This is a genomic window from Arthrobacter sp. NPDC093128 (assembly GCF_040683875.1).
In the GTDB taxonomy this organism is placed as follows: Bacteria; Actinomycetota; Actinomycetes; order Actinomycetales; family Micrococcaceae; genus Arthrobacter.
This window is the reverse complement of the sequence record NZ_JBFBEY010000009.1, coordinates 116,667-142,195: the sequence shown is the minus strand read 5'-3', so window position 1 is coordinate 142,195 and position 25,529 is coordinate 116,667. Positions and strand designations below refer to the sequence as shown.

25 protein-coding genes are annotated in these 25,529 nt (G+C 65.9%); 16 read left to right on the top strand and 9 right to left on the bottom strand.

All coding sequences use genetic code 11. The features are described from left to right. The first annotated feature begins 178 nt into the window (after nt 1–178). From AB0N24_RS12630 to AB0N24_RS12605, 6 genes are all read left to right on the top strand, one after another. Nucleotides 179–1,513, top strand: coding sequence for a sugar ABC transporter substrate-binding protein (locus tag AB0N24_RS12630; protein WP_364124437.1), 1,335 nt, complete (start codon nt 179–181; stop codon nt 1,511–1,513). Nucleotides 1,514–1,661: 148 nt separating this feature from the next. Continuing rightward, a complete protein-coding gene (locus AB0N24_RS12625; protein ID WP_364124434.1) occupies nt 1,662–2,561 on the top strand; it encodes a sugar ABC transporter permease in 900 nt (299 codons plus the stop codon). 11 nt (nt 2,562–2,572) lie between these two features. Continuing rightward, nucleotides 2,573–3,520 (top strand): carbohydrate ABC transporter permease, encoded by a 948-nt coding sequence (locus AB0N24_RS12620; RefSeq protein ID WP_364124431.1) that lies wholly within the window; start codon nt 2,573–2,575, stop codon nt 3,518–3,520. A 3-nt stretch (nt 3,521–3,523) separates the two neighbouring features. Beyond that, the gene (locus AB0N24_RS12615; protein WP_364124428.1) at nt 3,524–4,894 is read left to right on the top strand and encodes a family 43 glycosylhydrolase; all 1,371 of its coding nucleotides are present in this window, start codon (nt 3,524–3,526) and stop codon (nt 4,892–4,894) included. A gap of 2 nt (nt 4,895–4,896) precedes the next feature. Beyond that, the gene (locus AB0N24_RS12610; protein WP_364124425.1) at nt 4,897–5,535 is read left to right on the top strand and encodes a DUF624 domain-containing protein; all 639 of its coding nucleotides are present in this window, start codon (nt 4,897–4,899) and stop codon (nt 5,533–5,535) included. Nucleotides 5,536–5,622: 87 nt separating this feature from the next. Further along, the gene (locus tag AB0N24_RS12605) at nt 5,623–7,137 is read left to right on the top strand and encodes an alpha-N-arabinofuranosidase (RefSeq protein WP_364124663.1); all 1,515 of its coding nucleotides are present in this window, start codon (nt 5,623–5,625) and stop codon (nt 7,135–7,137) included. A gap of 90 nt (nt 7,138–7,227) precedes the next feature. Here the strand turns inward: AB0N24_RS12605 and AB0N24_RS12600 are convergent, their stop codons facing one another. Further along, nucleotides 7,228–8,262: a LacI family DNA-binding transcriptional regulator gene (locus tag AB0N24_RS12600; protein ID WP_364124422.1), complete on the bottom strand. Its 1,035-nt coding sequence runs from the start codon at nt 8,260–8,262 to the stop codon at nt 7,228–7,230. A 135-nt stretch (nt 8,263–8,397) separates the two neighbouring features. Further along, complete coding sequence (locus AB0N24_RS12595; protein ID WP_364124419.1) at nt 8,398–8,763, bottom strand: metalloregulator ArsR/SmtB family transcription factor; 366 nt, start codon at nt 8,761–8,763, stop codon at nt 8,398–8,400. Nucleotides 8,764–9,093: 330 nt separating this feature from the next. On the opposite strand from AB0N24_RS12595, the gene AB0N24_RS12590 reads away from it, so the two are divergent. The 3 genes from AB0N24_RS12590 (at nt 9,094) to AB0N24_RS12580 (ending at nt 10,960) form a co-directional block, all read left to right on the top strand. Next, on the top strand, nt 9,094–9,540 hold the full coding sequence (locus AB0N24_RS12590) for a DUF1508 domain-containing protein (protein WP_364124416.1): 447 nt from the start codon (nt 9,094–9,096) through the stop codon (nt 9,538–9,540). Further along, nucleotides 9,534–10,253 (top strand): PAS and ANTAR domain-containing protein, encoded by a 720-nt coding sequence (locus tag AB0N24_RS12585; RefSeq protein ID WP_364124413.1) that lies wholly within the window; start codon nt 9,534–9,536, stop codon nt 10,251–10,253. Before AB0N24_RS12590 ends, AB0N24_RS12585 begins: the two co-directional genes overlap by 7 nt. Before the next feature lie 140 nt (nt 10,254–10,393). Continuing rightward, nucleotides 10,394–10,960 carry a helix-turn-helix domain-containing protein gene (locus AB0N24_RS12580; RefSeq protein WP_364124660.1) on the top strand — a complete coding sequence of 189 codons (567 nt, stop codon included), beginning with the start codon at nt 10,394–10,396 and terminating at the stop codon, nt 10,958–10,960. Nucleotides 10,961–11,037: 77 nt separating this feature from the next. On the opposite strand, the gene AB0N24_RS12575 is transcribed toward AB0N24_RS12580, so the two are convergent. From AB0N24_RS12575 to AB0N24_RS12560, 4 genes are all read right to left on the bottom strand, one after another. Next, nucleotides 11,038–12,078 (bottom strand): bile acid:sodium symporter family protein, encoded by a 1,041-nt coding sequence (locus tag AB0N24_RS12575; protein ID WP_364124411.1) that lies wholly within the window; start codon nt 12,076–12,078, stop codon nt 11,038–11,040. A gap of 117 nt (nt 12,079–12,195) precedes the next feature. Next, nucleotides 12,196–12,390: a YegP family protein gene (locus AB0N24_RS12570; RefSeq protein ID WP_364124408.1), complete on the bottom strand. Its 195-nt coding sequence runs from the start codon at nt 12,388–12,390 to the stop codon at nt 12,196–12,198. Between the two features lie 151 nt (nt 12,391–12,541). Next, nucleotides 12,542–14,044: a SulP family inorganic anion transporter gene (locus AB0N24_RS12565; RefSeq protein ID WP_364124405.1), complete on the bottom strand. Its 1,503-nt coding sequence runs from the start codon at nt 14,042–14,044 to the stop codon at nt 12,542–12,544. Nucleotides 14,045–14,050: 6 nt separating this feature from the next. Continuing rightward, nucleotides 14,051–15,157: a RelA/SpoT domain-containing protein gene (locus AB0N24_RS12560; protein WP_364124402.1), complete on the bottom strand. Its 1,107-nt coding sequence runs from the start codon at nt 15,155–15,157 to the stop codon at nt 14,051–14,053. 258 nt (nt 15,158–15,415) lie between these two features. Here AB0N24_RS12560 and AB0N24_RS12555 point away from each other — a divergent pair, with 258 nt between their 5' ends. From AB0N24_RS12555 to AB0N24_RS12525, 7 genes are all read left to right on the top strand, one after another. Then, nucleotides 15,416–16,213 carry an alpha/beta hydrolase gene (locus AB0N24_RS12555; protein WP_364124400.1) on the top strand — a complete coding sequence of 266 codons (798 nt, stop codon included), beginning with the start codon at nt 15,416–15,418 and terminating at the stop codon, nt 16,211–16,213. An 81-nt stretch (nt 16,214–16,294) separates the two neighbouring features. Next, nucleotides 16,295–17,647 carry a Na+/H+ antiporter NhaA gene (gene nhaA, locus AB0N24_RS12550; protein WP_364124397.1) on the top strand — a complete coding sequence of 451 codons (1,353 nt, stop codon included), beginning with the start codon at nt 16,295–16,297 and terminating at the stop codon, nt 17,645–17,647. A 90-nt stretch (nt 17,648–17,737) separates the two neighbouring features. After that, entirely contained in the window at nt 17,738–19,177 is a 1,440-nt protein-coding gene (locus tag AB0N24_RS12545) for an MBL fold metallo-hydrolase (RefSeq protein WP_364124394.1), read from the top strand. Nucleotides 19,178–19,179: 2 nt separating this feature from the next. Further along, a complete protein-coding gene (locus AB0N24_RS12540; RefSeq protein WP_364124391.1) occupies nt 19,180–20,199 on the top strand; it encodes a carbohydrate kinase in 1,020 nt (339 codons plus the stop codon). Nucleotides 20,200–20,209: 10 nt separating this feature from the next. Continuing rightward, nucleotides 20,210–20,719, top strand: coding sequence for a YbhB/YbcL family Raf kinase inhibitor-like protein (locus tag AB0N24_RS12535; protein WP_364124389.1), 510 nt, complete (start codon nt 20,210–20,212; stop codon nt 20,717–20,719). 137 nt (nt 20,720–20,856) lie between these two features. Continuing rightward, entirely contained in the window at nt 20,857–21,675 is an 819-nt protein-coding gene (locus AB0N24_RS12530) for an HAD family hydrolase (RefSeq protein ID WP_364124387.1), read from the top strand. Nucleotides 21,676–21,743: 68 nt separating this feature from the next. After that, the gene (locus AB0N24_RS12525) at nt 21,744–22,472 is read left to right on the top strand and encodes a glycerophosphodiester phosphodiesterase (RefSeq protein ID WP_364124657.1); all 729 of its coding nucleotides are present in this window, start codon (nt 21,744–21,746) and stop codon (nt 22,470–22,472) included. Here AB0N24_RS12525 and AB0N24_RS12520 read toward each other — a convergent pair. The 3 genes from AB0N24_RS12520 to AB0N24_RS12510 form a co-directional block, all read right to left on the bottom strand. Continuing rightward, entirely contained in the window at nt 22,469–24,016 is a 1,548-nt protein-coding gene (locus AB0N24_RS12520) for an EAL domain-containing protein (RefSeq protein WP_364124385.1), read from the bottom strand. The two genes, AB0N24_RS12525 and AB0N24_RS12520, sit on opposite strands and share 4 nt — an antisense overlap. After that, entirely contained in the window at nt 24,006–24,344 is a 339-nt protein-coding gene (locus AB0N24_RS12515) for an STAS/SEC14 domain-containing protein (RefSeq protein WP_364124382.1), read from the bottom strand. Before AB0N24_RS12515 ends, AB0N24_RS12520 begins: the two co-directional genes overlap by 11 nt. Nucleotides 24,345–24,474: 130 nt before the next feature. Continuing rightward, nucleotides 24,475–25,503: a hypothetical protein gene (locus AB0N24_RS12510; RefSeq protein WP_364124379.1), complete on the bottom strand. Its 1,029-nt coding sequence runs from the start codon at nt 25,501–25,503 to the stop codon at nt 24,475–24,477. Nucleotides 25,504–25,529: the final 26 nt, after the last annotated feature.

Genomic DNA, 25,529 nt, shown 5'->3' with positions numbered 1-25,529 from the left:
CCGGCGCGGATGGCTGACGAAGGTCCGGAAGAAAGTATTTTCACTCCGGCCTTGACGCTTCCGATCGGGCTGTGTGATATTTCTTACAACGTTGCAAATTAAACCAGCCTGGATGCCGATCCGCTACAGCGGGTTCCCGTGGCCCCACCCTGTTACACCAACCCGGAAGGACTACGTGATGATGAAGTCACGTCCCATTGCCGCGACCTTGGCGCTTGTCGCCGCGGCCGGCCTCCTGCTCAGCGGATGCTCCGCCCCTGCCGGCTCAGAGGCCGGCGGCGAGAAGAAACTCACCTTTATGTTCCGCGGCGGTGAAGATGAAAAGAAGGCCTACGAGAAGGCGGTGGAACAGTTCGAAAGGGACAACAGCGTCGACGTCGACATCATCGTCACCACCGCGGACCAGTACGCCACCAAGCTGAAGGCCGCCATAGCCGGCAAGCAGGTCCCCGATGTGTTCTACATCAGCCCCGGCGACGTGCAGGCGTATGTCCAGAACGGGATCGTCAAGGACATCACGGAATACGTGGAGAACTCGGACACCATCGACCTGGACAACATCTGGGAGTACGGCGTCGACAGCTACCGCTATGACGGCAAGCGTGTCGGCGAAGGCGCCATCTACGCCCTGCCCAAGGACGTGGGGCCGTTCTCGTTCGGCTACAACAAGACCATGCTGGAGAAGGCGGGCATCCCGCTGCCGGACAAGGACAAGCCCTACACCTTTGACGAGTTCGTGGCAGCAGCCAAGAAGCTCACCGCGGACACCAACGGCGACGGCGCCCTGGACCAGTGGGGGACCGGCCTCAATGTCCAGTGGAACCTGCAGCCGTTCGTCTGGTCCAACGGTGGCGACTGGCTCAATGAGGACCGCACCAAAGTCACCGTGGACACCCCCGAGTTTGCCGAATCCCTGCAATGGTTCGCCGACCTCCAGAATGTCCACGGGGTGACACCCTCGGTGGCGGAGGCCCAGACCCTGGACACCTACCAGCGCTGGATGAAGGGCGAAATCGGCTTCTTCCCCATTGCTCCCTGGGACCTCTCCACCTACCAGAAGCTCGGCTTCGACTGGGACGTCATTCCCTACCCGGCCGGTGAGACCGGCAAGTCGGCAACATGGACCGGCACCCTGGGCATCGCGGTAGCGGAAAGCTCCAAGTTCCCGGAGGACGCCGCCAAGCTCGTGGAGTACCTGACGGCGAACAAGGAAGCGCAGCAGAGCCTGGTGGACGCCGGAATCCAGATCCCCAACCTGAAGGACATGGCAGAGACCTGGGCCGCGGACACCAGCACCAAGCCGGCCAACAAGGCGGAGTTCCTGGAGATCGTCAAGGACTACGGCCGGGAACTGCCGGCCGGCAACACGTTCAATGCCGAGTGGTATGACGAACTGTTCACCAACATCCAGCCTGTCCTGGACGGAAAGCAGTCCGCCAGGGACTACCTGAAGGAAGCTCAGCCCAGGATGCAGGAATTCCTGGACTCCGCCAACCAGCAGGCCGGCAACTAACCGCGCCCTGCCGTCCCCGGGCCACGCCCCCGGGGGCCGGTCCCATCCGGTACGTCCCCAAGGCGTGTCCCCAAGAGTGGTGCCGCGGCTGCACCGGAGTGCCGCCGCGGCACCTCTCCACCCATTACGAATCACAGAGGATCCCCCGATGACCACAACCATGCGCCGTTCGCGGCTCCACCGGAAGGAACACCAGGCCGCGCTTATCTTCGTTGCCATACCGGTGATCGGGTTCCTCCTCTTCACGCTCTTCCCGCTGGTCTTTTCCGTCTACGCGTCCTTCACCAACTGGAACGGCATCTCCGCCCCGGTCTTCAAGGGCCTGGACAACTACACCAAAATGTTCGGGGACCGCTACTTCCTGAAGTCGCTGTGGAACACCCTCTACATGATGATCGGAATCCCGGTGGGCCTGGTCATCTCCCTGGCGCTCGCCCTGGCCATGAACCGCAAGATGCGCGGCACCACGTTCTTCCGCACGGTGTACTACCTGCCGGTTATTTCCTCCATCGCTGCGGTGGCCATCCTCTGGCAGTGGGCCTTCAACGGTGATTTCGGCCTGATCAACCAGGGCCTGTCGCTTATCGGCATCGACGGCCCCAACTGGCTCCAGGACACGGCGACGGTGAAGCCCGCGCTGATCATCATGGCGGTCTGGAAAGGCCTGGGCTATTCCATGCTGCTCTACCTGGCCGCCCTGCAGTCCGTGCCGCGCTACCTCTACGAAGCCGCCGCGCTGGACGGTGCCACCGCCTGGCAGCAGTTCCGGCACATCACCATTCCCATCGTCCGGCCCGTCACGTTCTTCCTCATCGTCACCAGCATCATCGGCGGCTCGCAGATCTTTGTGGAAATCAACATCATGACCCCCACCGGCGGTCCCGAGTTCGAGTCGGCATCCATCGTTTGGTACATCTGGCAAAAGGCCTTCGACAACCTCCAGATGGGCTACGCCTCCGCTATGTCCGTGGTCCTGGGACTGCTGGTATTCACCATCACCTTCATCCAGTTCCGGCTCAACCGCCGCAACCAGTTTTCGATCGATTGAGGCAGGCAGCCATGTCCGCACAGCACGTCATCACCACTCCGCCGCTGGAACCCTCAGCCGCCATTCCCGCGGGTCCCGGAAACAGCTCGACGGCGGCCGCCCCCGGCGGGAAGCAACGCTCTGTCAAGGGGCGCCTCCAGCCGGGCAACGTCCTGGTCACCCTGATCCTCACAGCCGGGGCAATCCTGATGATCGCCCCGCTCGCCTGGACCTTCTCCACATCGCTGAAAACCCGCGACGGCGTTTTCGAACTGCCGCCACAGTGGATCCCGGACCCCTTCGTGTGGGAAAACTATGCCCGGATCTGGACGGCCGGCCCGCTGCTGAGCGGCATCCAGAACAGCCTGGTCGTCGCGTGCTCCGTCACCGTCATCGGCTCCCTGACCTCCGCGCTGGCGGCGTTTGCCTTCGCCAAGCTCCGGATGCCCTTCAAGAACGTGCTGTTCCTGGGGCTGCTTTCCGGCCTGATGATTCCGTTCCCCACCCTGATGATTCCGCAGTTCACCATCTTCGCCAGCATCGGCTGGGTGGACACCCTGCTGCCGCTGATCGTGCCAGGGCTGTTCGGCAACATCATCATGATTTTCTTCCTGCGCCAGTTCCTGAACAGCGTGCCGGACTCGATCGTGGAAGCGGCCAGGATTGATGGCGCCTCGTACCTGCAGATTTTCTGGACGCTAATCCTGCCGGCCATCCGGCCCGCCCTGGCGGCACAGTTCATCCTCTGGTTCATGGCCATGTGGAACGACTACCTCGCGCCGATCATCTACCTGAACTCGCCGGGGAAGCAGACGCTCCAGCTGGTGATTGCCAACTTCAACGCCCAGTACGCCATCCAGACGGACTACCCCCTCATCATGGCGGCGTCGTTCGTGGCGCTCCTGCCGGTACTGATCGTCTTCATCGTCTTCCAGCGCCAGATCATCGAATCCATTGCGCTCTCAGGGTCGAAGGGTTAGCCCGTGCCAGTCCACGACACCTGCCTGGCGGACGCACTGACGGACGCACTGACGGACGCACAGCCGTACGTCACGCCGTCGCCTGCCGAGCCGGCGCCGGCCCCCACCGGCGAGCCGTCCACTTGGGGCGCACGGCACGCCCACGACCCCACCGTGGTGCGTGCCGACGACGGCATCTACTACATGTTTTCCACCGACGCAGTGGCCAACTCGGAAGATATTCCAACCGGCGTACATATCCGCACCTCGCGGGACCTGGTCACCTGGCATTTTGCCGGCACCGCGTTCGACGGCGTTCCCTGCCCCGCCCGTGACTGGTCGGGAGCGACTGGCCTGTGGGCCCCGGAAGTGGTCCGCTGGGCAACCGGCGCATGGCATATGTACTACTCGGCATCCACCTTCGGTTCCAACACCTCGGCCATCGGCCTGGCCACAGCCCCGCATCCGTCCGGCCCCTGGAAGGACCACGGGCTCGTGGTGGCAACGCGCGCCGGCGTGGACACGCAGAACGCGATCGACGCCGCCGTCACCTTCGACGCCGACGGCGCGCCCTGGCTGACCTACGGCTCCTTTTTCTCCGGCATCTACACCCTGCCGCTGGACCCGGCCTCGGGTCGTCCGCTGCTGCAAGGCGACCCCGGATCGCTAATCGCCCGCCGGCACCCGTTCGTGGAGGGCGCCGTCGAAGGGGCGTTCATCATGTACCGGCCCCAGGAGGGCCGGTACGTGCTCTTCGCCTCCTACGATTCCCTGTTCAGCAGCTACAACGTGCGCGTTGCTGCAGCGGAGCACATCACCGGGCCCTACCGGGATATCCGCGGACTCTCCATGACGGACCTCGAGGCGCCGCCAGCCTCGATCGGCACGAAAATCCTGGGAAGCCACCGGTTCGACGGCGCTGCTGGCTGGCTGGCGCCGGGGCACAGTTCAGTCCTTAGCCAGGACGGTAGGGACGGCGGCGACGAGCACTTCCTGGTCCACCACGCCCGCTTCGCTGCGGATCCCTCGCAGCACATCGTCCAACTCAGGCGGCTGTTCTTCAACACTGCGGGCTGGCCGGTGGTATCGCCCCAGCCGTACGCCGGGCCGGAGCGGGAGGTCCTGGGCTCACCGCAGCCGCTATCCGGCCGGTGGCAGGTCGTCCGGTTCGCCCCCGACTCCACGGACCTCGTGGAGTCAGTGCCGCTGGACCTGGAAAGTGACAGTGATGAACCGTTCGACGGCGGCCCGGCCGCCGTCCGCCTCCTGGCGGACGATCTGGACCTGGATGCAGTAGTTTTCGTTTCGTGGGACTGGTCCCGCGGTGCGGCAGCCCTGTCATTTAGCGGGTTCGACCGGCACGGCGTCGCCTGGTGCGGCACCAAGGGGGCGTGACCATGGACGACAACCCCATCGGCTGGGCCGGCCGGCTTATGGAGTGGCTGCAGTTCGGCACGCGCCTGGTGCTGGTCAACATCCTCTTTGTGGCCGGAGCGCTTGCCGGGCTCGTCCTGTTCGGGCTATTTCCGGCCGCAGTGGCCGCCACCACGGTGCTGGCCCGGCTCCGGGCGGGAGCGGGCGGTGACCATCTGGTGCGGGACTTCATCACTGCCTACCGCGCCCAGTTCTTACACGTCAACCGCGTGGGCAGCGTCTTCTGGCTCGCCGGCGTAGTCCTCTTCCTCAATGCGCATTCCGTTCTTGGCCGGCCCGCCGGCGGTTCCGTGCCCGCGTTGGAGGCTGTGCTGCTTGTCCTGTCCGCCGCCGCGGGTGCGGGGAACCTGGCCGCCGCCGCGACTGCCGTGGCCATCTGCAGCCGGTACCGGGACACGGTTTACCGGACCTGGCGGCTGGCCTTTGTGCTGCCGCTCGTCGCACCCCTCATGAGCATCTCCCTGCTGGCCAGCCTTGTTGCGCTCACGGTGGTCTTCTCCGGACTGAACGTGCTGGTGCCGCTCATTGGCGCCTCTGTCCCGCTGCTTCTCTCAGGCTGGCTCGTGGGAAGGCGGTTGGGAACCCTCGAAACCGCTGCTTAGGCCACACACCTCCACTCCCTCAAAACGTCAGACAGAACAGGAAAGAATCCCTTGACTACCCCCACCGCAACCTCTCCCAATGACGAGATGGCCGTCGAGGCGCCCACCGTCATCACCATCGACCGCTCGGCCGTCGTCGCACCGGTCAGCCGCCGCATTTTCGGCTCCTTCGTGGAACACCTTGGCCGCTGCGTGTACGACGGCATCTACGAGCCGGGCCACCCCACTGCCAACGAGGACGGATTCAGGCTCGACGTCGTGGACCTGGTCAAGGAGTTGGGCTCCAGCACCATCCGCTACCCCGGCGGGAACTTCGTCTCCGGCTACCGCTGGGAAGACGGCGTGGGCCCCCGCGACCAGCGGCCGGTCCGCCGCGACCTCGCCTGGCACTCCCTGGAAACCAACCAGGTGGGCATCGATGAATTCGCGCGCTGGTGCACGCTCACGGACTCCGAACTGATGATGGCCGTGAACCTCGGCACCCGGGGAATCGACGCCGCCCTGGACCTGCTTGAATACGCCAACCATCCGTCCGGCACCACCCTCAGCGACCTGCGGATCGCCAACGGTGCCAAGGATCCCTACAACATCCGCATGTGGTGCCTCGGTAACGAAATGGACGGGCCCTGGCAGATCGGCCACATGTCCGCGGACAGCTACGGCAAGCTCGCCGCCCGCACGGCGTCGGCCATGAAGACGGCGGACAAGAACCTGGAACTGGTGGTGTGCGGCTCGTCCAGCTCCGCCATGCCGACTTTTGGCGAATGGGAACGTGTGGTCCTGGAGCACAGCTACGAGCACGTGGACTACATCTCTTGCCACGCCTACTACCAGGAGCGCAACGGGGACCTCGGCTCCTTCCTCGCCTCCTCGCTGGACATGCAGTACTTCATCGAAACCGTGGTGGCCACTGCCGACCACGTCAAGCACAAGCTCAAGAGCAAGAAGACCATCCAGCTCTCCTTCGATGAATGGAACATCTGGTACCTGGACGAACACCAGGCCTCCGATGAGGTCAATGAGGAGTGGGTGCACGCGCCGCGCCAGCTGGAGGACGTCTACTCCGTGGCCGACGCCGTGGTCTTTGGCAACCTGCTCATCACGCTGCTGAAGAACCACGACCGCGTGGCGTCAGCGTCGCTGGCCCAGCTGGTCAACGTGATCGCGCCGATCATGACCGAACCCGGTGGCGACGCCTGGCGCCAGACCACGTTCTTCCCGTTCTCCGTCACGTCGCGGCTGGCCCGCGGCGAGGTGCTGCGCCCCCGCATCGAGGCCGGAACCTACACGACGGCGGTGTACGGCGAGGCGCCGCTGGTGGATGCTGTCGCCACAGCGGACGCCGCGACCGGCCAGTCGGCGGTGTTCCTGGTAAACCGCAGCCAGACCGACCCGATCGACGTCTCCATCAACGTGGCCGACCTCCACGCCACGGCGATCAGCGAGGCTGTGACCCTGCACGATGAGGACGCCTATGCGAAGAACACGCTCCACGACCAGAACCGGGTCGGCCTCAAGGCGTTGACCGGCGCCGTCCTGGAGGAGGGTGTCCTCACGGTGACTCTTCCGCCCGTGTCCTGGTCCGCCGTCGCCCTCGGATAAAGGCTGGCCGCCCTGGCGGGAATCATCCGCGGCCGGCCGCCCCCAGGGGGTGGCCGGTTGCGGCGCTTTCCGCGACGCCTTAATCGGGGACTAGTCCCTAACGCGAGCCGGTGCCTGGCCGCCCACCGTGGACTCGCGCGGCACAATGCGGAACGCCGATTCGACTTCCCGGGGCGGCCCGGCGTCGGGGTTTTTGATCCGTTCCATCAGCAGCTTGATGGCCGTCTCGGCAATTTCAGCCCGCCCCGGATCCACGGTGCTGAGCGTCGGCAGGGAGTACCGGGTCTCGTCGAGGTCGTCGAACCCGATCACCGCGACGTCGTCGGGAACGCGGTAGCCGGCTTCCTGGAGAACGCGCACCGCGCCCTGCGCCAGCGTGTCATTGAGGCCGAATACGGCGTCGAACGGGGCCCCGCGGTCCAGGAGGTCGTGCATGGCGGCCGCACCGTTGGAACGGTGCCAGTCGCGGACATAGGCCACAATGCCGTCGTCGTACGGGATGTTCCGGGCCGCCAGCGCCTCACGGTAGCCGCGCAGGCGCAGGCCGGCGGAACCGATCACCTCTCCCTGGTGCGCGCCCACCACCGCGATGCGCGTCCGGCCCAGGCTGAGCAGGTGCTCTGTGGCTGCCCGGGCGGCGGCAACGTTCTGCATGGTGACGTGGTCCGATTTGCTGTTGAAGATCCGCTCGCCGAGCAGGACGATGGGAACCTCGGCCTTGATGAGGTCGACATCCTCCTGGCCCAGCTCCAGCGGGCTGAAGATGAGGCCGTCGGACATTTTGAGGCGCGGGCTGGCCATCACTTCAAGCTCGCGGCCGCGGTCCGCCCCGGTCTGTTCGATGAGCACCACCAGGCCGTGCTTGGCCGCGGCCTCGATGACCGAATCAGCCAGCTCCGCAAAGTACGGCAGGCTCAGCTGGGGGAGTGCCAGGGTGATCGCACCGGTGTGTCCGGAGCGCAGGCTGCGCGCCGTGAGGTTGGGGCGGTAACCCAGCGCGGCGATGGCTTCCTCCACGCGGGCACGGGTGGTGTCCCGGACGTGCGGATGGTTGTTGATGACGTTTGAGACGGTCTTGAACGACACTCCCGCAACGCGCGCGACGTCGTGAAGCGTGGCTGCCATGCCGCATCCCCCGTTTACTGAATTCCTGAGGCGACGGTTGTGCCTGCTCCAATTTTACAACGTTGCATCCCCGTCCGCCTGCCACAATCCGGGAAGTAGCCTGCTCGCATCATAGCGCGGCGGGATCCGGCCGGTTTAGCGGACTGCGGCTTCGCTGGCCGGCTCATCCAGCGGCATCAGAGTCAGGCGTGTCGATTTCAGAACAGTGCCCAGCAGCGAGCGGGCCGCCAGCAGCAGGCCGCTCACCTCGGGGCAGGACAGTTCGTAGAACAGCCTGCCGTCCTGGCGCGAGGGGATGACCAGGCGCTGGCGGCGGAGGACACCAAGGTGCTGGGACAGATTTGACGGTTCCAGACCGGTGCCGTCGCGCAGGCGGCTGACAGCCACGGGACCGTCGGCGAGCATCTCCAGGAGCTGGATCCGGGCAGGGTGACCCATGGATTTAAAAAGTTCGGCCTTCACATCATTCAGGACCAGACCTACGGGCAGATCGTCCTTCATCGGGCCTCGCTCCTTACTTCCAATGCACGGCACAAGGCCGGCGTTCCAACGAATAAAAGACTAGGACAGACAGAAAGGTCTGTCTTGCATTCACGCCATTTAGCTCGATGTCCATGTACATCGTAGCCCCCGGACGTGTCCGGACGGCGGGGTGTTTTCAATCGGTGGCCACCCCTTGCGCGGACGGGTGGAGTAGTTCAGACTTTCATGAATTCATCAAATCGCACCGGCCGTTCACAGGTTGCCGGCAACACTTGGATGGATTCAGGCTGCTTCCGCTGACAACGGCGTCACCGGGGGTGGCATGATCCCAAGTTTCAGGAGGGCTCAATGGCAGGCATGTTCGAACTATTCGCCGACTCGGATTCTTCCTTTAGGTTTCAACTGACAGCTCCGGACGGAACAGTCATGGCGCTCTCCAGGCCCTTCCCGGACAAGCGCGCCGCCGTTGCAGGCATTGCTGAGGTTCGCGAGTACGCGGGGATGGGCTTTGTCACCGAAATCCAGGCACCGGACACGGAAGACACGTCGGAAGGCATCACGGACGCAACGTCCGCCGAACTAGCAGCTGACCCGCCAGTGGGAGGCGATTCCGCGGAAAAGCGAAAAGCCATTCCGGCCGGATCGTTCAATCCCGCCACGTTCCCGCGTGCCCGCGTCTCCTCTGCGGCGCGCGCCCTCGGCGGGCGGGCAGCCAGCCGGAAACAGCAGATTCTGGTTCGGTGGCGGCAAACATTACGGCCGGGTGCCGCCGTCGCCGATCTCCGTGCGTGTTGACTTCCGTGGACGTGCCGAGAGCCCCGCAGGGGTACCCCAGTGCCCTCGCTGCGGCTGATTGCATCGTCGGGACGATCCGTTTCGACGTGGCCAGCGGAAAGTTGGACTGGTCCGAGGAGCTCTACCTCATTCACGGCTACGGCCGCGGGGAGATTGTTCCCACCCTCGATCTGTTCCTTTCACACAAGCATCCGGACGACCGGACACGCAGCCGTGAGGCTTTCGCCGAAGTGAGCAGCGCCGGGGGCAGTTTCTTCACGTACGACAGGCTCATTGACGCCCGCCTGCGGGAACACAGGATCCTGACCACAGGGGAGGGCGTGCTGGACGATAGCGGAAGGCCTAGCCACATTGATGCCTTCGTCATTGACCTCACGAGGACCCTGCAGCGCGAGTCGGAACTGTTTGCCAGGGCGGCCGTCGCGGCAGCCAACGCCAGCCGCAGCACCATAGAGCAGGCCAAAGGCATCCTGATGGGCGCCCTGCATATCGGTTCGGAGGAGGCCTTCAAACTGCTCGTCAGCAACAGCCAGCACTGCAATGTCAAGCTGGCGCGGACGGCTGCTGACCTGGTGGACCTGGCCAACAACTCCAAGGACCCCGCCGTGCTGGACGGTTTCATCCAGGCCCTCCACCGCGGCCCTGTCCGCCACCGGTCCAGGGTTATCGGCACGAACCGCCATCACGGGCGGCGCCCGCAGCGCTCCATGTAGGCCTGCGGATAGCCGCCACGGCGAACAGGGGATTCGTTTAGGGAGCAGTAACATCATGCGTCCCTCCCGCCGCATGTAAAATTCCTTCTACGATGACTGCCGAAGATGCCAACCGCGCGACGCTGTTGCCCGCCCAGGCAATGACGGGCCGCGACGACCCAGTGGACCGCATTCTTTCCACCGCTTATGAGCTGTTCTCCCGCCGCGGGATCCGCGATGTTGGGACCAATGAACTCATCAGCCGTTCCGGCGTGGCCAAAGCAACGTTTTACCGCCACTTCCCGTCGAAGGATGCCCTTGTCCTGGCCTTTCTGGCGCTCCGCGACCAGGTATGGACCGTGGACCTCATCGTTTCGGAAGCCCGCCGGCGCGGCAACACCCCCGAAGAACGGCTGTTGGCTGTCTTCGATGTGTTTGGCGACTGGTTCCACCGTGACGACTTCGAGGCCTGCACGTTCATCAACGTCCTGCTCGAAATGGGTCCCGACCATCCGCTGGGAAAAGCGAGCATCGGCTACCTGAGCAGGATCCGCGGGCACATCGAGGCGCTTGCGGAGGAGGCCGGGCTGAACCGCACCGAGGAATTCGCGCGCTCCTGGCACATCCTGATGAAAGGTTCCATCATCTCGGCCACCGAGGGGGATTTCCTCGCGTCAAAGCGGGCGCAGCAGATGGCCGGCTGGCTCATCGAGCACCACCGCAGCTGACGAACACCGCTATTGAGGAACGCCAACGGGCGCCGGGAGGTCCCGGCGCCCGTCAGCGGTGGTGTTGTCCTGTGCGGCTAGGAGTCCTGGACTGCGGCGCCGCGAACTTCACTTTCGCGCAGCGGGCGCCGGGCCAGCCAGGCGGCAACGATCGCGCCTGAGATGTTGTGCCACAGCGAGAACACCGCCGAGGGCAGCGCGGCCAGCGGGCTGAAGTGTGCGGTTGCCAGCGTGGCGGCAAGTCCGGAGTTTTGCATGCCCACTTCGAAGGCCAGCGCCCGGCGTGCCTTGTCGTCCAGGCGCCCCAGCTTCCCGGCCAGGTAGCCGAGGCCGAGGCCAAAACCGTTGTGCAGCACAACAGCGAGGAAGACGATGCCGCCGGCGGCCACAATCTTGCTTGCGCTGCCGGCCACCACGATCGCAACAATCAGGGAGATGACGACGGCGGACGCCCAGGGGAGCGCCGGCAGCACGTTCGCGACCAGCTTCTTGAGGAAGAGGCGGGCAAGAAGGCCGGCAACCACCGGCAGGAGCACGGTCTTGACGATATCCAGGACCATGGCGCCGGCGTCGATCTGAAGGAAGGACCCTGCCAGGAACAGGACCAGCAGGGGCGTGACGATGGGAGCGATCAGCGTGGAGACGGACGCCACCGCCACGGAGAGCGCTACGTCCCCCTTGGCCAGGAACGCCATCACGTTGGAGGCCGTTCCGGACGGTGCGCAGCCCACGAGGATGAGTCCGACGGCCAGTTCCGGCGGGAGGCTGAGCGCCACGGCGATCAGCCAACCCGCGCCCGGCATGATCACGTAGTGGGCCACAATGCCCAGCACCACTGCCCAGGGCCGCCTGACCACGGACGCGAAATCCGGAGGGGTGAGCGTCAGGCCCATGCAGAACATGATGATGCCCAGGAGGTAGGGGACGCTGGGGCCCATGGGTTGGAAGGCGCCGGGCATCAGGAAGCCGGCGATGCCTGCCACCACCACCAGGATCGGGAAGACGGTTACCGCAATGCGGGCGATCTTCGCCTCCGCGGCCAGCGCAGGATTGAGCGGCGCGGCATCAGCCTCGGTGCCGGCCGCCGTGTTTTCGTGGGTTTTTGTTGCCTCGAGCATCCAATAATGCTCACACCCGGGCGGCTAGTCGGGCCAATTCATGAACAGACGTCTGACATTTATGTCGGACCCTGCTGTCGGATCCCAGTGTCAATTCCCGCGGCTATTCCCGCTGTTCTATTCCTGCGGAGCTGTGCTGTGATCGGCTATATGTGCCGTGGCCGCGTGCTCGCGAATCTCGGTGACTCCGGACGCGGCTGCTGCGCTGTCACGATAGACGCCCGATTCGGCCAGGATGTTGCCTGCTCCGTTGATTAGGCGGATGCGTACGCCGCCTTTTTCAGCGGCGACAAGTTCGAATTTTCCTGCCATGCTGTTTCACTCCCCCCGGGGTGGTGCGCCTGCAATATGGCCGCAGAACTGCTCCCGCAAACCATTCTAGATGACAAAACCTGTCACATGAGTTACAAGACGCATTGTGTCGGTTGGGGCAGGGCCTGGAGCATGCCGCCAAATGCCGCAGCTAGTGGCCGGCGTTGAGCTTCCCTGCCAGTCTTTCGCGCATCTGGACACTGGCGGAGTTCAGGCCGATCAGCTCCACTTCCCGGCCATGCCTGCGGTATTTCTCGGTGACGGCGTCCAGGACGGCGATGGTGGAGGCGTCCCACAGGTGCGAGGCATGGAGATCGATGATGACGCGGTCCACCGTGGGCGCGGAATCGCGGGCGTATTCGAACTGGGTGTAAAGGTCGTTGGAGGAGGCGAAGAACAGCTCCCCGTCCACCGTGTAGGTCGCGACGGACTCGCCGTTGAGCTCAATCTCCGTACGCTCCACAGTGGCGAAATGGGCAACCCGCCGGGCGAACATGGCCATGGCCGCCAGTACGCCGACTCCCACCCCGATCGCCAGGTTGTGGGTGGCCACCACGGTGCCCACGGTGATGACCATGACGGCGGTCTCCGACTTGGGCATCCGCTTGAGCGTCTTCGGGGCGACGGAGTGCCAGTCGAAGGTGATGGCGGAGACGAAAATCATCACGGCAACCAGCGCTGCCATAGGGATCAGGCCCACAATGTCACCCAGCGTCACCACCAGGACCAGCAGGAAGACGCCGGCGAGGAACGTGGAGACCCGGCTGCGGGCGCCGGATCCCTTGACGTTGATCATGGTCTGGCCGATCACTGCGCAGCCGCCCATGCCGCCCAGGAAGCCGGTGACGATGTTCGCCACGCCCTGGCCCCAGGACTCGCGGGTCTTGTTGGAGCGGGTGTCCGTGATGTCGTCAACGAGCTTGGCCGTCATCAGCGATTCAAGCAGGCCCACCAGTGCCATGGACAGTGCGAACGGGGCGATGGCCTGCAGCGTTTCCAACGTCAGGGGCACATTGGGAATGAAGAAGGTGGGCAGGCTTTCGGGGAGTTCGCCCTTGTCCTGGACGGCCGGAACGTCGATGTTGGCAAGCACCGCGAACAGCGTGAGAGCGACGATCGCGACGAGCGGCGACGGCACGGCCGACGTCAGCCGCGGGAGCGCAACGACGATCACCAGGCCAACCGCCACGAGCGGATACACCAGCCACGGAACGTTGATCAGCTCCGGCAGCTGCGCCATGAACACCAGGATGGCCAGCGCGTTCACGAACCCCACCATCACCGAGCGCGGAATGAAGCGCATCAGCCTGGTGACGCCCAGGAGCGCCAGCAGGATCTGGAAGACCCCCGCCAGGATCACCGCGGCGATCAGGTAGTCCAGGCCGTGGCTCCGCATCAGCGGGGCGATCACCAGGGCAACCGCGCCTGTGGCGGCGGAGATCATGGCTGGCCGGCCGCCCACGAAGGAGATGGTGACGGCCATGGTGAAGGACGCGAACAGCCCAATCCGGGGATCCACGCCGGCAATGACGGAGAACGCAATTGCCTCGGGGATCAGGGCCAGCGCCACCACCAGCCCGGCCAGGGCTTCAGTCTTCAGGCGGCGCGGGGAACGGAGCGTAGCCCGGACGGATTGGAGTTGTTCGGGCTTCATCTGTTCCTAGGGCTTGGTCTGGCGGTAGCGCTCGAGCTGCTTCAGCCGCCGCAGGAGGCTGTCGCGCCGGGGGTGCGGAACGACGTCGGGCGCCTCCGCGGTGAGGTCAATGTGTTTGGTGCCGTACTGCCACAGCAGCAGGTCGTCCAGCAGCCGGTCCGGGCCGGGGGAGTACCTGTGGTCCAGCGCCTTGCGGACTTCGGTGATCCGGTTGGCACTGAGCAGCCCTGCAAGCTGCACGGTCTGGTTGAGGCCGTGGGCCGCCATCAGCTCGGCCGCCCAGCCCCAGTCATCATCCACTTTACGGTCCACGTGCGGCAGGAGCGTGCGCCAGACGTCGCGGATCCGGTTCGGCGTCAGCTGCGCGGCGCCCTCTCCGTCCATGTCCCAGTAGCCGCGGACTTCCTCGTAGCGCTCGTGCAGGTCCGCGAACGCGCCCTCCACGGTTTCCAGCATGGCGGCGGTGGCGGTGAACTGCCGGTCGAAATGGGGAGTCCAGGCGCGGGGGTCCTCGGCCTTGAAACGGATATCGTGCTCGATCTCGCTCCAGGCGTGGGCAAAAACGGTACGGATCTGGCATTCGAAAAAGTAGCTGCCGTTGGGCTGGATGTCCGGGTTGAACACCTGCTGGTACTCCTTGACCGCCTCGTTCTGGATGGTCCGCAGGATCAGGTGGCGGCTGGAGTAGCCGTAGGTGCCGGACTCGATGGACCCGATGTCCTTTTCGCGGTCGCCACGGCAGTCAAACAGCTGGCGCTGGCGCTTGATCAGGTTGGCTACCACCGCGTTCTCCGCCGGAAGCTTGGTGATGACGCGGACGCCCACCATGTCATTGAGGGTCCGGAACGGGTCCGGGAACTTCAGGACGGGCGGTCCGCCCGGTTCCAGCGGCTCTTCCGTCCGGGAGATCTTTTCCTTGAACGACTCCACGGATTTGGTGCGGCCGGTGACGAACAGGGGTGTCACCTCGGTGTCCTTGAGCATGCTCCGCAGCGTGAGCAGGACTTCGCGCGTGACCAGCTTGAGGGCAGGCCGGACACGCTCGTAGAGCTCCACGTTTTGCTTTACGGACTCGCGCAGGCCTGCATCCAGGCGGTCCCAGTTGGTAGCCATGTTTCCAGCTTACGGGTGGCGTGTGACAGCCATGCGAGGTGACACTCCTGGGGACCGCCGTTGAACGGCGAGCCGCGGAACGCTTCAAGGCGCCGCCGCGACGGTGGCGGACGCAAGCTGGCAGCCGCCCAAGGTAGGCTCGGCACATGGCTGATCTGCGGCGTCGGACCCTGCTTTTTACGGGGGCTGGCCGCCGCAGCAGCGGTGACGCCGGGGGCACTGCCCGCTTCCTGTTCGTCGGGCCAGAAGGAGGACGCAGTGAGGCGGCACAAGTACCAGTACGGCGGTGACCCCAGCCAGTGGGGTGAGCTGTTCCTGCCGGAAGCCCTGGGAACCCGGGGCGTGGTGGTGGTGATCCACGGCGGGTACTGGCGTTCGCAGTACGGTGCCGAACTGGGCGAGCCGCTGGCCCGGGACCTTGCCATGCATGGAATGCCGGCTTGGAACCTGGAGTACCGGCGCGCCGGCAACGGCGGCGGCTGGCCGCACACCTTTGAGGACGTGCTGGCGGGGATCGACAAGCTCAGGGACGTCGCCGGGATCCACGGGCTCGGCCTGGATAAAGTGGTGGCCCTGGGCCACTCGGCCGGCGGGCACCTCGCCGTCTGGGCGGCCGGACGGACCAGGCTGGGTCAGCTCGGCGCGCCCGACGCGGACCGCCAGCTGCAGCGGAAGAACGACGACGACGGCGCCGTGCAGCTCACCGGCGTGGTCAGCCAGGCCGGCCTGCTGAACCTGGCCGCCGCCGAAAAGCTCAACCTCAGCAACGGCGCCGTCTGCAACCTGTTGGGCGGGTCGTCGGGAAAGTACCCGAAGCGCCACAAATTCTCCGACCCCATGAGCGCCATCCCGCTGCGGGTCCCCGTCTACGCCGTCCACGGCAGCGACGATGAAGATGTGCCCCCGAGCCAGTCCGAATCCTACGCCCGGGCGGCCAGGGCCGCTGGCGGACCCGTCCAGCTGCTGAAGGTGCCGGGCGACCACTTCTCCCTGATTGACCCCAAGGCGCCGGCCTACCGGAAGTGCCGGGACTTGGTCCAGGAACTCTTGGGCTGAACCGCTTTCCCTTAGACTGGACGAAGGTGCGCCGGGAAGTCTGGTCGGCATGACTTTGTCGACTCAACGTTTAGGACGCTCATGAGCCACACGCCACCGCCCAGCCCCGACGCAAAACCGCGCTTCACTGTCCTTGGCTATGGCAGCTACGCGGAATCGCTGCGCATCGGCGAAATCCTGCGCAAGGAAACGGTGGGCGGCGCGCTGCTGGTTGCCGCTGCCGTCATCGCCCTGATCTGGGCGAATTCACCCCTCTCCGCCAGCTACTTCGCCTTGCGGGACTTCCGGGTCGGCTACGAACCCTGGCACGTCGAACTCAGCCTGGGCGCCTGGGCCGCCGACGGCCTGCTGGCCATCTTCTTCTTCCTGGTGGGCCTGGAACTCAAGCGTGAGTTCGTGGCGGGCGACCTGCGGCAGCTCAGCAAATCGGTGGTGCCCGTGGCGGCCGCCGCCGGCGGCGTGCTGGTCCCGGCCCTGATATATGCCGCAGTGAACATATACAGCCCGGAAACTCTGCGCGGCTGGGCCATCCCCACGGCCACGGACATCGCGTTTGCCGTGGCTGTGCTGGCAATTATCGGCTCGCACCTGCCCAGCGCCCTGCGCATCTTCCTGCTCACCCTGGCCGTGGTGGACGATCTGATTGCCATCAGCATCATCGCGTTCTTCTACTCCAGCGACATCCAGCCCGCCCCGTTGCTGCTCGCCCTCATCCCGCTGTCGCTCTACACCTTCCTGGCGCAGAAGTACCGCCGCTTTTTCGGCACCCACTTCATGGCTGCCTGGGCCATCCTCCTGCCGCTCGGCATTGCCACCTGGGTACTGGTGCACGCGTCCGGCATCCATGCCACCGTGGCCGGCGTGCTGCTGGGATTCGCCGTGCCGGTGCTTCGGTCCAAGGCCAGCGGCGGCCCCGAGGCCGGGCCGGGCCTCGCCGAAATCTTCGAGCACCGCTTCCGGCCCATCTCCGCCGGAGTCGCCGTTCCCATCTTTGCCTTCTTCTCCGCCGGCGTGGCCGTCGGCGGCTGGGAAGGGCTGGGCTCCGCCTTGGCCGACCCCGTGGCCATCGGCATCATCATGGCCCTGGTTTTGGGCAAGCCCGTCGGCATTATGGGCACCACGTGGATCCTCACCAAAGCCACCAGGGCCCGGCTGGACGGATCCTTCAAGTGGATCGATGTCTTTGGAGTCTCGCTCCTGGCCGGAATCGGCTTCACCGTGTCCCTGCTGGTCGCCGAACTCAGCTTCGGCCACGGCAGCCTGCATGACGACCACGCGAAGGTGGGCATCCTGGCGGCATCGCTTCTCGCAGCAATCCTGGCCACTGTGGTGCTGCGGACCAGGAACCGCCAGTACCGCCTGGCCGAGGAGCGGGAGAAAATCGACTCGGACCAGGACGGCATCCCGGACGTCTACGAACACGGAAGCCGCTGACGCTCCACACCTCCCTTGAAACAGCATACCCCTAGGGGTATGCTGTTCGGTGTGGCAGGGAAGCGGCCGCGCCCCGCCGAGGAGGATGCCATGGACGTCATTGTCATCGATACCCCGCACCTGGGGGACCGGAGCTACCTGGTGCACGACGGCACGGTGGGCCTTGTCATCGATCCGCAGCGGGACACGGACCGGGTGGAGGTTGCCGCCCGGGAAGCGGGCGTGACCATCACCCATGTCGCTGAAACCCACCTGCACAACGACTACATCACCGGCGGCCCGGAGCTCGCCAAGGCCCACGGTGCGAAGTACCTGGTGAACGCCGCCGACGCGGTGCAGTTCGAGCGCGAGGCCATCACCGACGGCCAGGCTGTCCGGGTGGGATCCCTGACCGTAAAGGCCGTCGCCACGCCGGGGCACACCCACACGCACCTCTCGTTCATCGTGGACGACGGCGAACAGCAGGCGGTCTTCTCGGGCGGCAGCCTGCTCTACGGCTCGGTGGGCCGGACGGACCTCGTAGCCGCGGCGGACACGGTGGGCCTGACCCATGACCAGTACGCTTCCGTGCGCAGGCTCGTGGCCGAGGCCCGGCAGGACGCGGCGCTCTTCCCGACGCACGGCTTCGGCTCCTTCTGTTCATCAGGCCCGGCCACCGGAGCCGGTTCCTCCACGGTGGGCGAGCAAGTTACCGCCAACCATGCCCTGACCGACCCGGACGAGGACCACTTCGTCCAGGAACTCATCGCCAACCTCTCCGCGTATCCGTCCTACTACGCGCACATGGGCGCCCGCAACGCCAAGGGACCCGGGCCCGCCGACCTGACCGTCCCGGAGTCCGTGGACCCCGCCGAGCTCACCCGGCGCCTTCACGACGGCGAATGGGTGGTTGACCTCCGCCGCCGCGTGGCCTTCGCCAGCAACCACCTCAAAGGCAGCGTCAGCTTCGAATACGGGCGCGGCTCCAACTTCACCACGTACGTGGGCTGGGTCCTGCCCTGGGAAGAGAAGCTCACCCTGGTGGGATCGCATGACGACGTCGAAAAAGCCATCCGCGACCTTTCCCGCATCGGCATCGATTCGCCGGATGCCGCCGTCGGAACCGAACCGCAGGCGCTGGCGCCGGATGCCGCCGTCGCCTCCTACCCGCGCGTCGGCTGGGACGGCCTGCTGGCGGGCCGCGGCGAAAGCGACACGGTCCTGGATGTTCGCCGCGCGGACGAGTTTACGGCGTCGCACGTGGCCGGAGCAGTCAATGTCCCCGTGCACCAGCTCCTGGCCCGCATGGACGAAGTGCCCGCCGGAAAGCTGTGGGTCCATTGCGGTTCCGGTTACCGGGCCGGAGTCGCCGCCAGCCTGCTGCAGCGTGCGGGCAGGGACGTGGTGCACCTGGACGCGAGGTTCGGCGACGCAGAGGCTGCCGGAGTCCAGCTGGCCGGGGTTGAGCCGGCGAAGGTCCAGCGGGCGAAGGCCAAGCGGGCGAAGGCCGAAACGGGAGCGCGCGCGGCCCCGTTCTCTGGCAGAGTATGAGAATGCTCACAGTTATTGGCGAAGGCCTGGTCGACGTTGTCCAACGCTCCTCGGGAATCGAAGCCCACGTGGGCGGCAGCCCGCTCAACGTGGCGGTGGGACTGGCGCGGCTGGACCATCCCGTGCAGTTCATTGGCAGGTTCGGGCGCGACGCCTACGGCGAGTCCGTGGCCGCCCACCTGAAATCCAGTTCGGTCATGGTGCCGCAGGGCCCGGATGCCCTGCCAACCAGCGTGGCCACCGCCCTGATCGACGACGACGGCGCCGCCACCTATACGTTCGACCTCGCCTGGGAGCTCCCCGGGCTAAGCGGCCGGCTGCCGTTCATGCTTCAGGGCACAACCCTGGTGCACACCGGTTCCATAGCCACCATGCTGGCGCCGGGCGCCGCCGAGGTGCTTGCGGCCGTCGAGCACGCCCACCCGTCCGCCACCATCAGCTTCGACCCCAATTGCCGCCCCAGCATCATCACCGACGTGGACTATGCCCGCCGGCAGGCGGAAAAGTTCGTGTCGCTCTCGGATGTGGTGAAGGCCTCCGACGAGGACCTCGAATGGCTGTACCCCGGCGTGGAGGTCCTTGATTCGGCCCGGCGGTGGCTCTCCCTGGGCGGTTCCGAAGGGCCCGCGCTGGTGGTGGTCACCCGCGGCGCGGCCGGCCCCTGGGGCATCACCGCAGCCGGTGAAGCCGAGTTCCCTGCCCCCAAGGTTGATGTGGCGGACACCGTCGGTGCAGGGGATTCCTTCATGGCCGCGTTGATTTCCGGGCTGGTGGACCGGGGCCTGGACGGTGCCCAGAACCGGAAGGAGCTGCGTGAATTCCCGGCCGAATCGCTCCGCGAACTCCTGGCCCATGCCGCCTGGGCGGCCGCCGTAACGGTGTCCCGGCCCGGGGCCAACCCGCCCACCAGGGCCGAGCTCAACCACTTCGAGCTCGAGAGCCTCGAACGCGACGGCTTGGAACGCGATGCCGCGGAGCTCGCCGGAGACGACCTGAGGAATGCCGACTCCACCAGCAACTGAAAGGCAGCAGATGTCTCCCCACGATTCCCCGTCCCTGCGCGTCAGCAGCGAGTCCTTCCACGACGGCCAAACGTTGCCGCCCGCCCAGCGCAGCGGCAAGATGCGCGCCGGCGGCAAGGACGAATCACCGCAACTGAGCTGGAGCGGCGCTCCGGAGGGCACCAAGGGCTATGCGGTCACCATGTTCGACCCCGATGCCCCGGGCCGCGGCGGATTCTGGCACTGGGCCGTGCTGGACGTCCCCGCCGGCGTAACCTCGCTTCCCGCCGGAGCCGGGGCGGAGGGCGGTCGGCTGCTTCCCGCCGGTGCACTGCAGTTGAAGAACGACGGCGGTTTCCACGGCTACCTTGGGGCCGCGGCGCCGCCGGGCCACGGGCCGCACCGTTACGTCGTCACGGTCTACGCCCTGGACGTGGAGCACCTCGGGCTGGACGCCGGTTTCAGCCCGGCCAGGCTCGAGCCGAAGCTGGCGCCGCACGTGCTGGGCAGCGGGACGATCACGGGCATCTTCGAACGCTGAGCCCGCCGAAGTCGCCGGAAGCCTGCGAGATCGCCGTAAATTTTTCCGGCGATCAGGCACGGTTCCGGCGAATTCGCGCGTGAGGCCGGACTTGGATCCAGGGCGGACCCGCATCCGGCCCCACGTAGACTGGCACTATGCGGCTGGTAGCAAGTGACATTGACGGAACGATCCTCGGGCATGACGGCAAGATTAGCGACCGTACCATCCGCGCCTTCCACGCCTGCCGTGATGCCGGCGTCGAACTGGTATTCGTGACCGGACGGCCGCCCCGCTGGCTGCACCCCCTGGAGGACCAGCTGGGGCACACCGGAACGGTGATCTGCTCCAACGGCGCCGTGGTGTGGGACCTTGAGGAAGGCCGCCTGGTCTCGGCCCGCACCCTTGCCTTGGACGCGGTCTTCGAAACGCGCCGCATCATCAAGCAGCTGCGGCCCTCCGCGCTGTTCGCCGCGGAAACGCTCACCGGCTTCCACCTCGAACCGGGTTTCATCGAAAATGACTCCAGCGAACTGCTGTCCGAGTTCACCCCGGCTCCGCTGGCCAGCACGCTTACAGCGGACGACGCCGTGGTCAAGTTCCTTGCAATTGTCCGTGAAGGCACCGCCGACGAATTCCTCGCCGAGGTCTCACCTGCTGTCGCCCACCTCGCGTCGGCCACCCACTCGGCGCCCACCGTGGCAATGCTGGAGCTGGCAGTGCCGGGCGTCAACAAGGCCGTGACCCTGGCCGAATACGCCGCCACCCTGGGGATTGCCGCCGCTGACGTGGTGGCATTCGGGGACATGCCCAACGATATCGAGATGCTGCGCTGGGCAGGCGACGGCTACGCGATGGCCAGCGGCCACCCGGAGGCCATCCGCGCCGCGGGGCAGCAGGCACCCCATTTCGACGACGACGGAGTGGCCCAGATCCTCGAAGCCAAACTCGCCGAACTTGGTGTCAAGCCCCTCTAGGCGGGCGTCAGGCAGTGGCTGAGTCCCAACCCTTCTTCGCGGCCGGAAGCCCCTCGGCACGGATCGCCATGGCACACCGCGGGTACTCGCCGGACGGACTGGAAAACTCGATGGCAGCGTTCCGCTCCGCCGTCGAACTTGGCTACCGGTACCTGGAAACGGATGTCCACACCACCGCCGACGGCGTGCTGCTGGTGTTCCATGACCTCTCGCTGGACCGTGTCACGGACGGGACGGGACGCATCTCCCGGCTCCCGGCCGGGACGGTAGCCCAGGCAAGAATCGGGGGAGTGGAGCCCATCCCGCTCTTCAGGGAGCTGGTGTCAGCCTTCCCCGGCGTCCGGCTGAACCTCGACGTCAAGGACTGGAGCTCCGTTGCCAGCCTTGCCGCGGCCATTGAGCAGTACGGCGTCCACGACCAGGTGCTGATTGCCAGCTTCTCCGATCGACGGCGGCGGGCCGTTATCAGGCTCCTGAGCCGGCCGGTCGCCGGGTCGGCGGGGATCGTATCCAACGCGCTCTTCACGGTGCTGGGGCCGGTGCTCCCGGCCCGGATCATACGGCGGGCACTGCGGGGCGTGCACGCGCTTCAGGTGCCGGTCAGATACGGTGCAGTCCGGGTGGTGACTCCGGGCTTCGTCCGCCGGGCCCACCGGCACGGACTGCAGGTCCACGTGTGGACCATCAACGATCCGGCGGAAATGCGCCGGCTCCTTGACCTTGGCGTGGACGGAATAGTCACCGACCGCGCGGATCTCCTCAAGCAGGTGCTCGAGGAGCGGGGGCAGTGGGACTAGCGGGACTGGCCGCCGTGGTGTGATGCCCGCTGCGCATCCAGCACCCGTGCGAACTCGTCCGCAGGGACCGGCCGCCCGAAGTAATACCCCTGGGCGCTGACGCAGCCGATGCCGGCCAGGTGCTGTGCCTGTTCCGCGGTCTCCACCCCTTCCCAGACTGCCTCCAGGCCGCAGGCCCGGATCAGCTGGAGGATCGCGGCAATCAGCGCCGGCTGGGCCGGGTCAGTGCCGAGGTCCTTCAGCAGGGAACGGTCCACCTTGACCTTGTCCACGGGCAGCCTGCGCAGGTAGCTGATGGAGGAATAGCCCGTGCCGAAGTCGTCGATTTCCAGCCCCACGCCGAGCTTCCGCAGGCTGTTCAGGGAATACCGGTCCAGTTCGTTGCCGCTGACAATGGCGCCCTCCGTCAGCTCGAGCACAAGCAGTTCCGGGCTGAGTTCCGCCGCGCTGAGCGCATCACGGACCTCTTCGATGAACTCGAGGCGCTGAAGGTCCGTGGGCGAGATGTTGATGCGCATGGAGAAGTCGTCACCCGCGTAGGACGCTGCGCGCCAGTCCCGGAGCTGTCCGACGGCGGCGCGGAGCACCCAGCCGCCCAGCTCGGAAATGAGTCCGGCGTCTTCCGCGAGCGGAATGAATTCATCCGGCATCACCATTCCACGGGACGGGTGGTTCCAGCGGACCAGAGCCTCCGCGCCTTCGATCCTGCCCGTGGCGAGCTCAACCACGGGCTGGTAGTAAAGCACCAGCTGGGATTCCGTAATTGCCGTTCGCAGGTCCTCAATCAGCTGGCTTCGCAACTGGCGCGCGTGCAGCATGGCCGGCGCGAAGACCTTGAGCCTGTTCCGGCCGTCAGCTTTGGACGCGTACATCGCCACGTCGGCTTCCATCAGCAGCTGTTCCGCGCTCTGGCCGGCCCCGCCGATGCACAGCCCCATGCTGGCACCGCAATGGACGGCGTCGTTCTCGAGCTCCACCTGGTCCTCCAGGGCAGCGAGGATGCGGTTGCCCACGCTCGCGGCCCGCGCCAGTGTGGTGGCCGGCATCAGCACGGCAAATTCATCACCGCCCAGACGGGCCACGGTGTCCGTGTCCCGGACGGACTCTTTGATGCGCTCGCCGACTGCGGCCAGCACCTGGTCCCCGGCCGCGTGGCCGAAGGTGTCGTTGATGCCCTTGAAGGCGTCAAGGTCCAGCAGGAGGACGGCGGGCGGCAGGCCGCCCTGCTCAGTCTCCGTCAGCGCCTCGTTGAGGGCGCTGACAAGGGCCGCACGGTTCGATAGGCCCGTCAGGGAGTCGGTGAGAGCCATCTTCCGCATTTCCAGATGGGCTTCATTGAGGAGCCGGGTGCGCAGTTCCACCCGCTGTTCAAGCTCCTGGTACATGATCTGCAGATCCTCGGCGAGGAGGTTGGTGCCCATGATGACGGCATCCAGTTCGTCCCTGGCGGGGGATACTTCGATTCTGGAGTGGAGTTCGCCTGCGGCCAGGCGGACTATTCCGTCCAGGAGCTTGCCCAGGCGCGGATCGCCGTCAGTGAACATAGGCATGTTCCTTCAACCAATACATCGCCTCGGCTTCGGACGTGAAGTACCCGGCAGGCCGCGACGTGAAGCCGCCACCGAGGATGAAATGGGCCAGGATCCGGTCCACCGGCGTCTGGCCCAGCAACGCCCACGCCGCCACGGTGGTCAGGCTGCCGAAAACGGCCCTGGCCGCCCTGCTTACGGACGCCACATCCGTCACGTCCATCAGTACAGCCACCCTCGAATCGCCTGGCGGGACCTGAAGTTTCGCGGCCAGCAAGCGGGCTGAGGGCTCATCCAGGTGTTCGTCCCGGGGGAGCACGATCTTGATGATCTGATCGTGCATCAATCCAAGCGGCTGAGACATTCTTCCCCCGACTATGTGAGACGAGGCTTTTGGCCTCTCTAGCACCACCCCAGGACTTCGATGATGCCGTGTGACTAAAAATACACTGTCAACCCGCGTCCGGAGTCCCCTAGCCGACGCCGGCCGCAAATGCCCGAACCTGGGCGCTCCGTTCCGAGGCCGCCGCATCGTCAAAGAGCGCCGCCGCGTCCTCCAGCCGCAGCAGACCCTCGCCGTTTTCACCATTGGCAAGGAGGGCCTTTCCCAGGAGGAATGCGGCCTCGCCGGCCGTTTGGGTGGCCAAAATACCGGATTCGGTGCAGAGCGGCCTGAGCATGTTGATTGCCGTGGCCATGTCGCCGGTAAGGAAGTGCCAGTGCGCCCGGGCGAAGGACATTTCCAGTAGGTCGCGGTCGCTGCCGCCCACCACTTCGGTGGCCAGTTCTGCCCGCTCGATGCACCGGAGCGTGGCAGGTTCGGTGAGCTCCGCCTCCAGCCGCATCACCGCTGAGGCGCGGTTGAACCTCGCCCAGAGGTCCACGTCCTTCGACGGCGAGAGGCTCTCGGCAGCCATGTCGTGGTAGCGGCCGCCGTCCGCGAGCCTGCCGCTGAGGAACGCGACGTTGCCGATCACCCAGTAGGCTTTGCCGGCGGTGTCCTCGTCAACGAGGTCCGTCAGCAGGCCCTCAAGCAACAGGCACTGGTCCCACGCTTCTTCGAGCCTGCGGCTTTCGGCGAGGGCGGCGATGAGGGCCCTTTGTGCTTCCACGTGGAGGTAGACGTATTCGGCGTTGCCAGCCACGAGGTTCGCGGCGGTGGCCGACGCCGAGACAGCATCCGGGAGCCTCCCGAGTCCCTGCTGCGCGACCGCCAGCAGCGTATAGGCGCGGGCGGCCAACAAGGGATGGTCCGAGGAAAGGGGGGACCCGGCAAGGGACTTGGCGACTTCCATGCACTCGGCAATCGCTCCCTCGTCGCGGAGGCATTCGGCTTTGAGGTAGATCATATTCCACCAGCCGGAATGGTCTCCGGTTTCGAGGGCCAGCGCCGCGGCTGCGGCGGCCTGGGCTTTTGCGCCGGCGTAATCGCGATTTCTTGCGCTTTCGCGTGCCTGCAGCTCGGCCACTACGTAGGGAGTCAATTTCCGGGGAGTCGGCATTTTCCAATTATCCACCCGGGCGGCCT

Bases quoted from the DNA above. Each gene is read 5' to 3' on its own strand.
- AB0N24_RS12630 (WP_364124437.1), top strand. From the start codon at position 179: ATGATGAAGTCACGTCCCATTGCCGCGACCTTGGCGCTTGTCGCCGCG.
- AB0N24_RS12625 (WP_364124434.1), top strand. From the start codon at position 1,662: ATGACCACAACCATGCGCCGTTCGCGGCTCCACCGGAAGGAACACCAG.
- AB0N24_RS12620 (WP_364124431.1), top strand. From the start codon at position 2,573: ATGTCCGCACAGCACGTCATCACCACTCCGCCGCTGGAACCCTCAGCC.
- AB0N24_RS12610 (WP_364124425.1), top strand. From the start codon at position 4,897: ATGGACGACAACCCCATCGGCTGGGCCGGCCGGCTTATGGAGTGGCTG.
- AB0N24_RS12605 (WP_364124663.1), top strand. From the start codon at position 5,623: ATGGCCGTCGAGGCGCCCACCGTCATCACCATCGACCGCTCGGCCGTC.
- AB0N24_RS12600 (WP_364124422.1), bottom strand. From the start codon at position 8,262: ATGGCAGCCACGCTTCACGACGTCGCGCGCGTTGCGGGAGTGTCGTTC.
- AB0N24_RS12595 (WP_364124419.1), bottom strand. From the start codon at position 8,763: ATGAAGGACGATCTGCCCGTAGGTCTGGTCCTGAATGATGTGAAGGCC.
- AB0N24_RS12590 (WP_364124416.1), top strand. From the start codon at position 9,094: ATGGCAGGCATGTTCGAACTATTCGCCGACTCGGATTCTTCCTTTAGG.
- AB0N24_RS12580 (WP_364124660.1), top strand. From the start codon at position 10,394: ATGACGGGCCGCGACGACCCAGTGGACCGCATTCTTTCCACCGCTTAT.
- AB0N24_RS12575 (WP_364124411.1), bottom strand. From the start codon at position 12,078: ATGCTCGAGGCAACAAAAACCCACGAAAACACGGCGGCCGGCACCGAG.
- AB0N24_RS12570 (WP_364124408.1), bottom strand. From the start codon at position 12,390: ATGGCAGGAAAATTCGAACTTGTCGCCGCTGAAAAAGGCGGCGTACGC.
- AB0N24_RS12565 (WP_364124405.1), bottom strand. From the start codon at position 14,044: ATGAAGCCCGAACAACTCCAATCCGTCCGGGCTACGCTCCGTTCCCCG.
- AB0N24_RS12560 (WP_364124402.1), bottom strand. From the start codon at position 15,157: ATGGCTACCAACTGGGACCGCCTGGATGCAGGCCTGCGCGAGTCCGTA.
- nhaA (WP_364124397.1), top strand. From the start codon at position 16,295: ATGAGCCACACGCCACCGCCCAGCCCCGACGCAAAACCGCGCTTCACT.
- AB0N24_RS12545 (WP_364124394.1), top strand. From the start codon at position 17,738: ATGGACGTCATTGTCATCGATACCCCGCACCTGGGGGACCGGAGCTAC.
- AB0N24_RS12540 (WP_364124391.1), top strand. From the start codon at position 19,180: ATGCTCACAGTTATTGGCGAAGGCCTGGTCGACGTTGTCCAACGCTCC.
- AB0N24_RS12535 (WP_364124389.1), top strand. From the start codon at position 20,210: ATGTCTCCCCACGATTCCCCGTCCCTGCGCGTCAGCAGCGAGTCCTTC.
- AB0N24_RS12530 (WP_364124387.1), top strand. From the start codon at position 20,857: ATGCGGCTGGTAGCAAGTGACATTGACGGAACGATCCTCGGGCATGAC.
- AB0N24_RS12525 (WP_364124657.1), top strand. From the start codon at position 21,744: ATGGCACACCGCGGGTACTCGCCGGACGGACTGGAAAACTCGATGGCA.
- AB0N24_RS12520 (WP_364124385.1), bottom strand. From the start codon at position 24,016: ATGTTCACTGACGGCGATCCGCGCCTGGGCAAGCTCCTGGACGGAATA.
- AB0N24_RS12515 (WP_364124382.1), bottom strand. From the start codon at position 24,344: ATGCACGATCAGATCATCAAGATCGTGCTCCCCCGGGACGAACACCTG.
- AB0N24_RS12510 (WP_364124379.1), bottom strand. From the start codon at position 25,503: ATGCCGACTCCCCGGAAATTGACTCCCTACGTAGTGGCCGAGCTGCAG.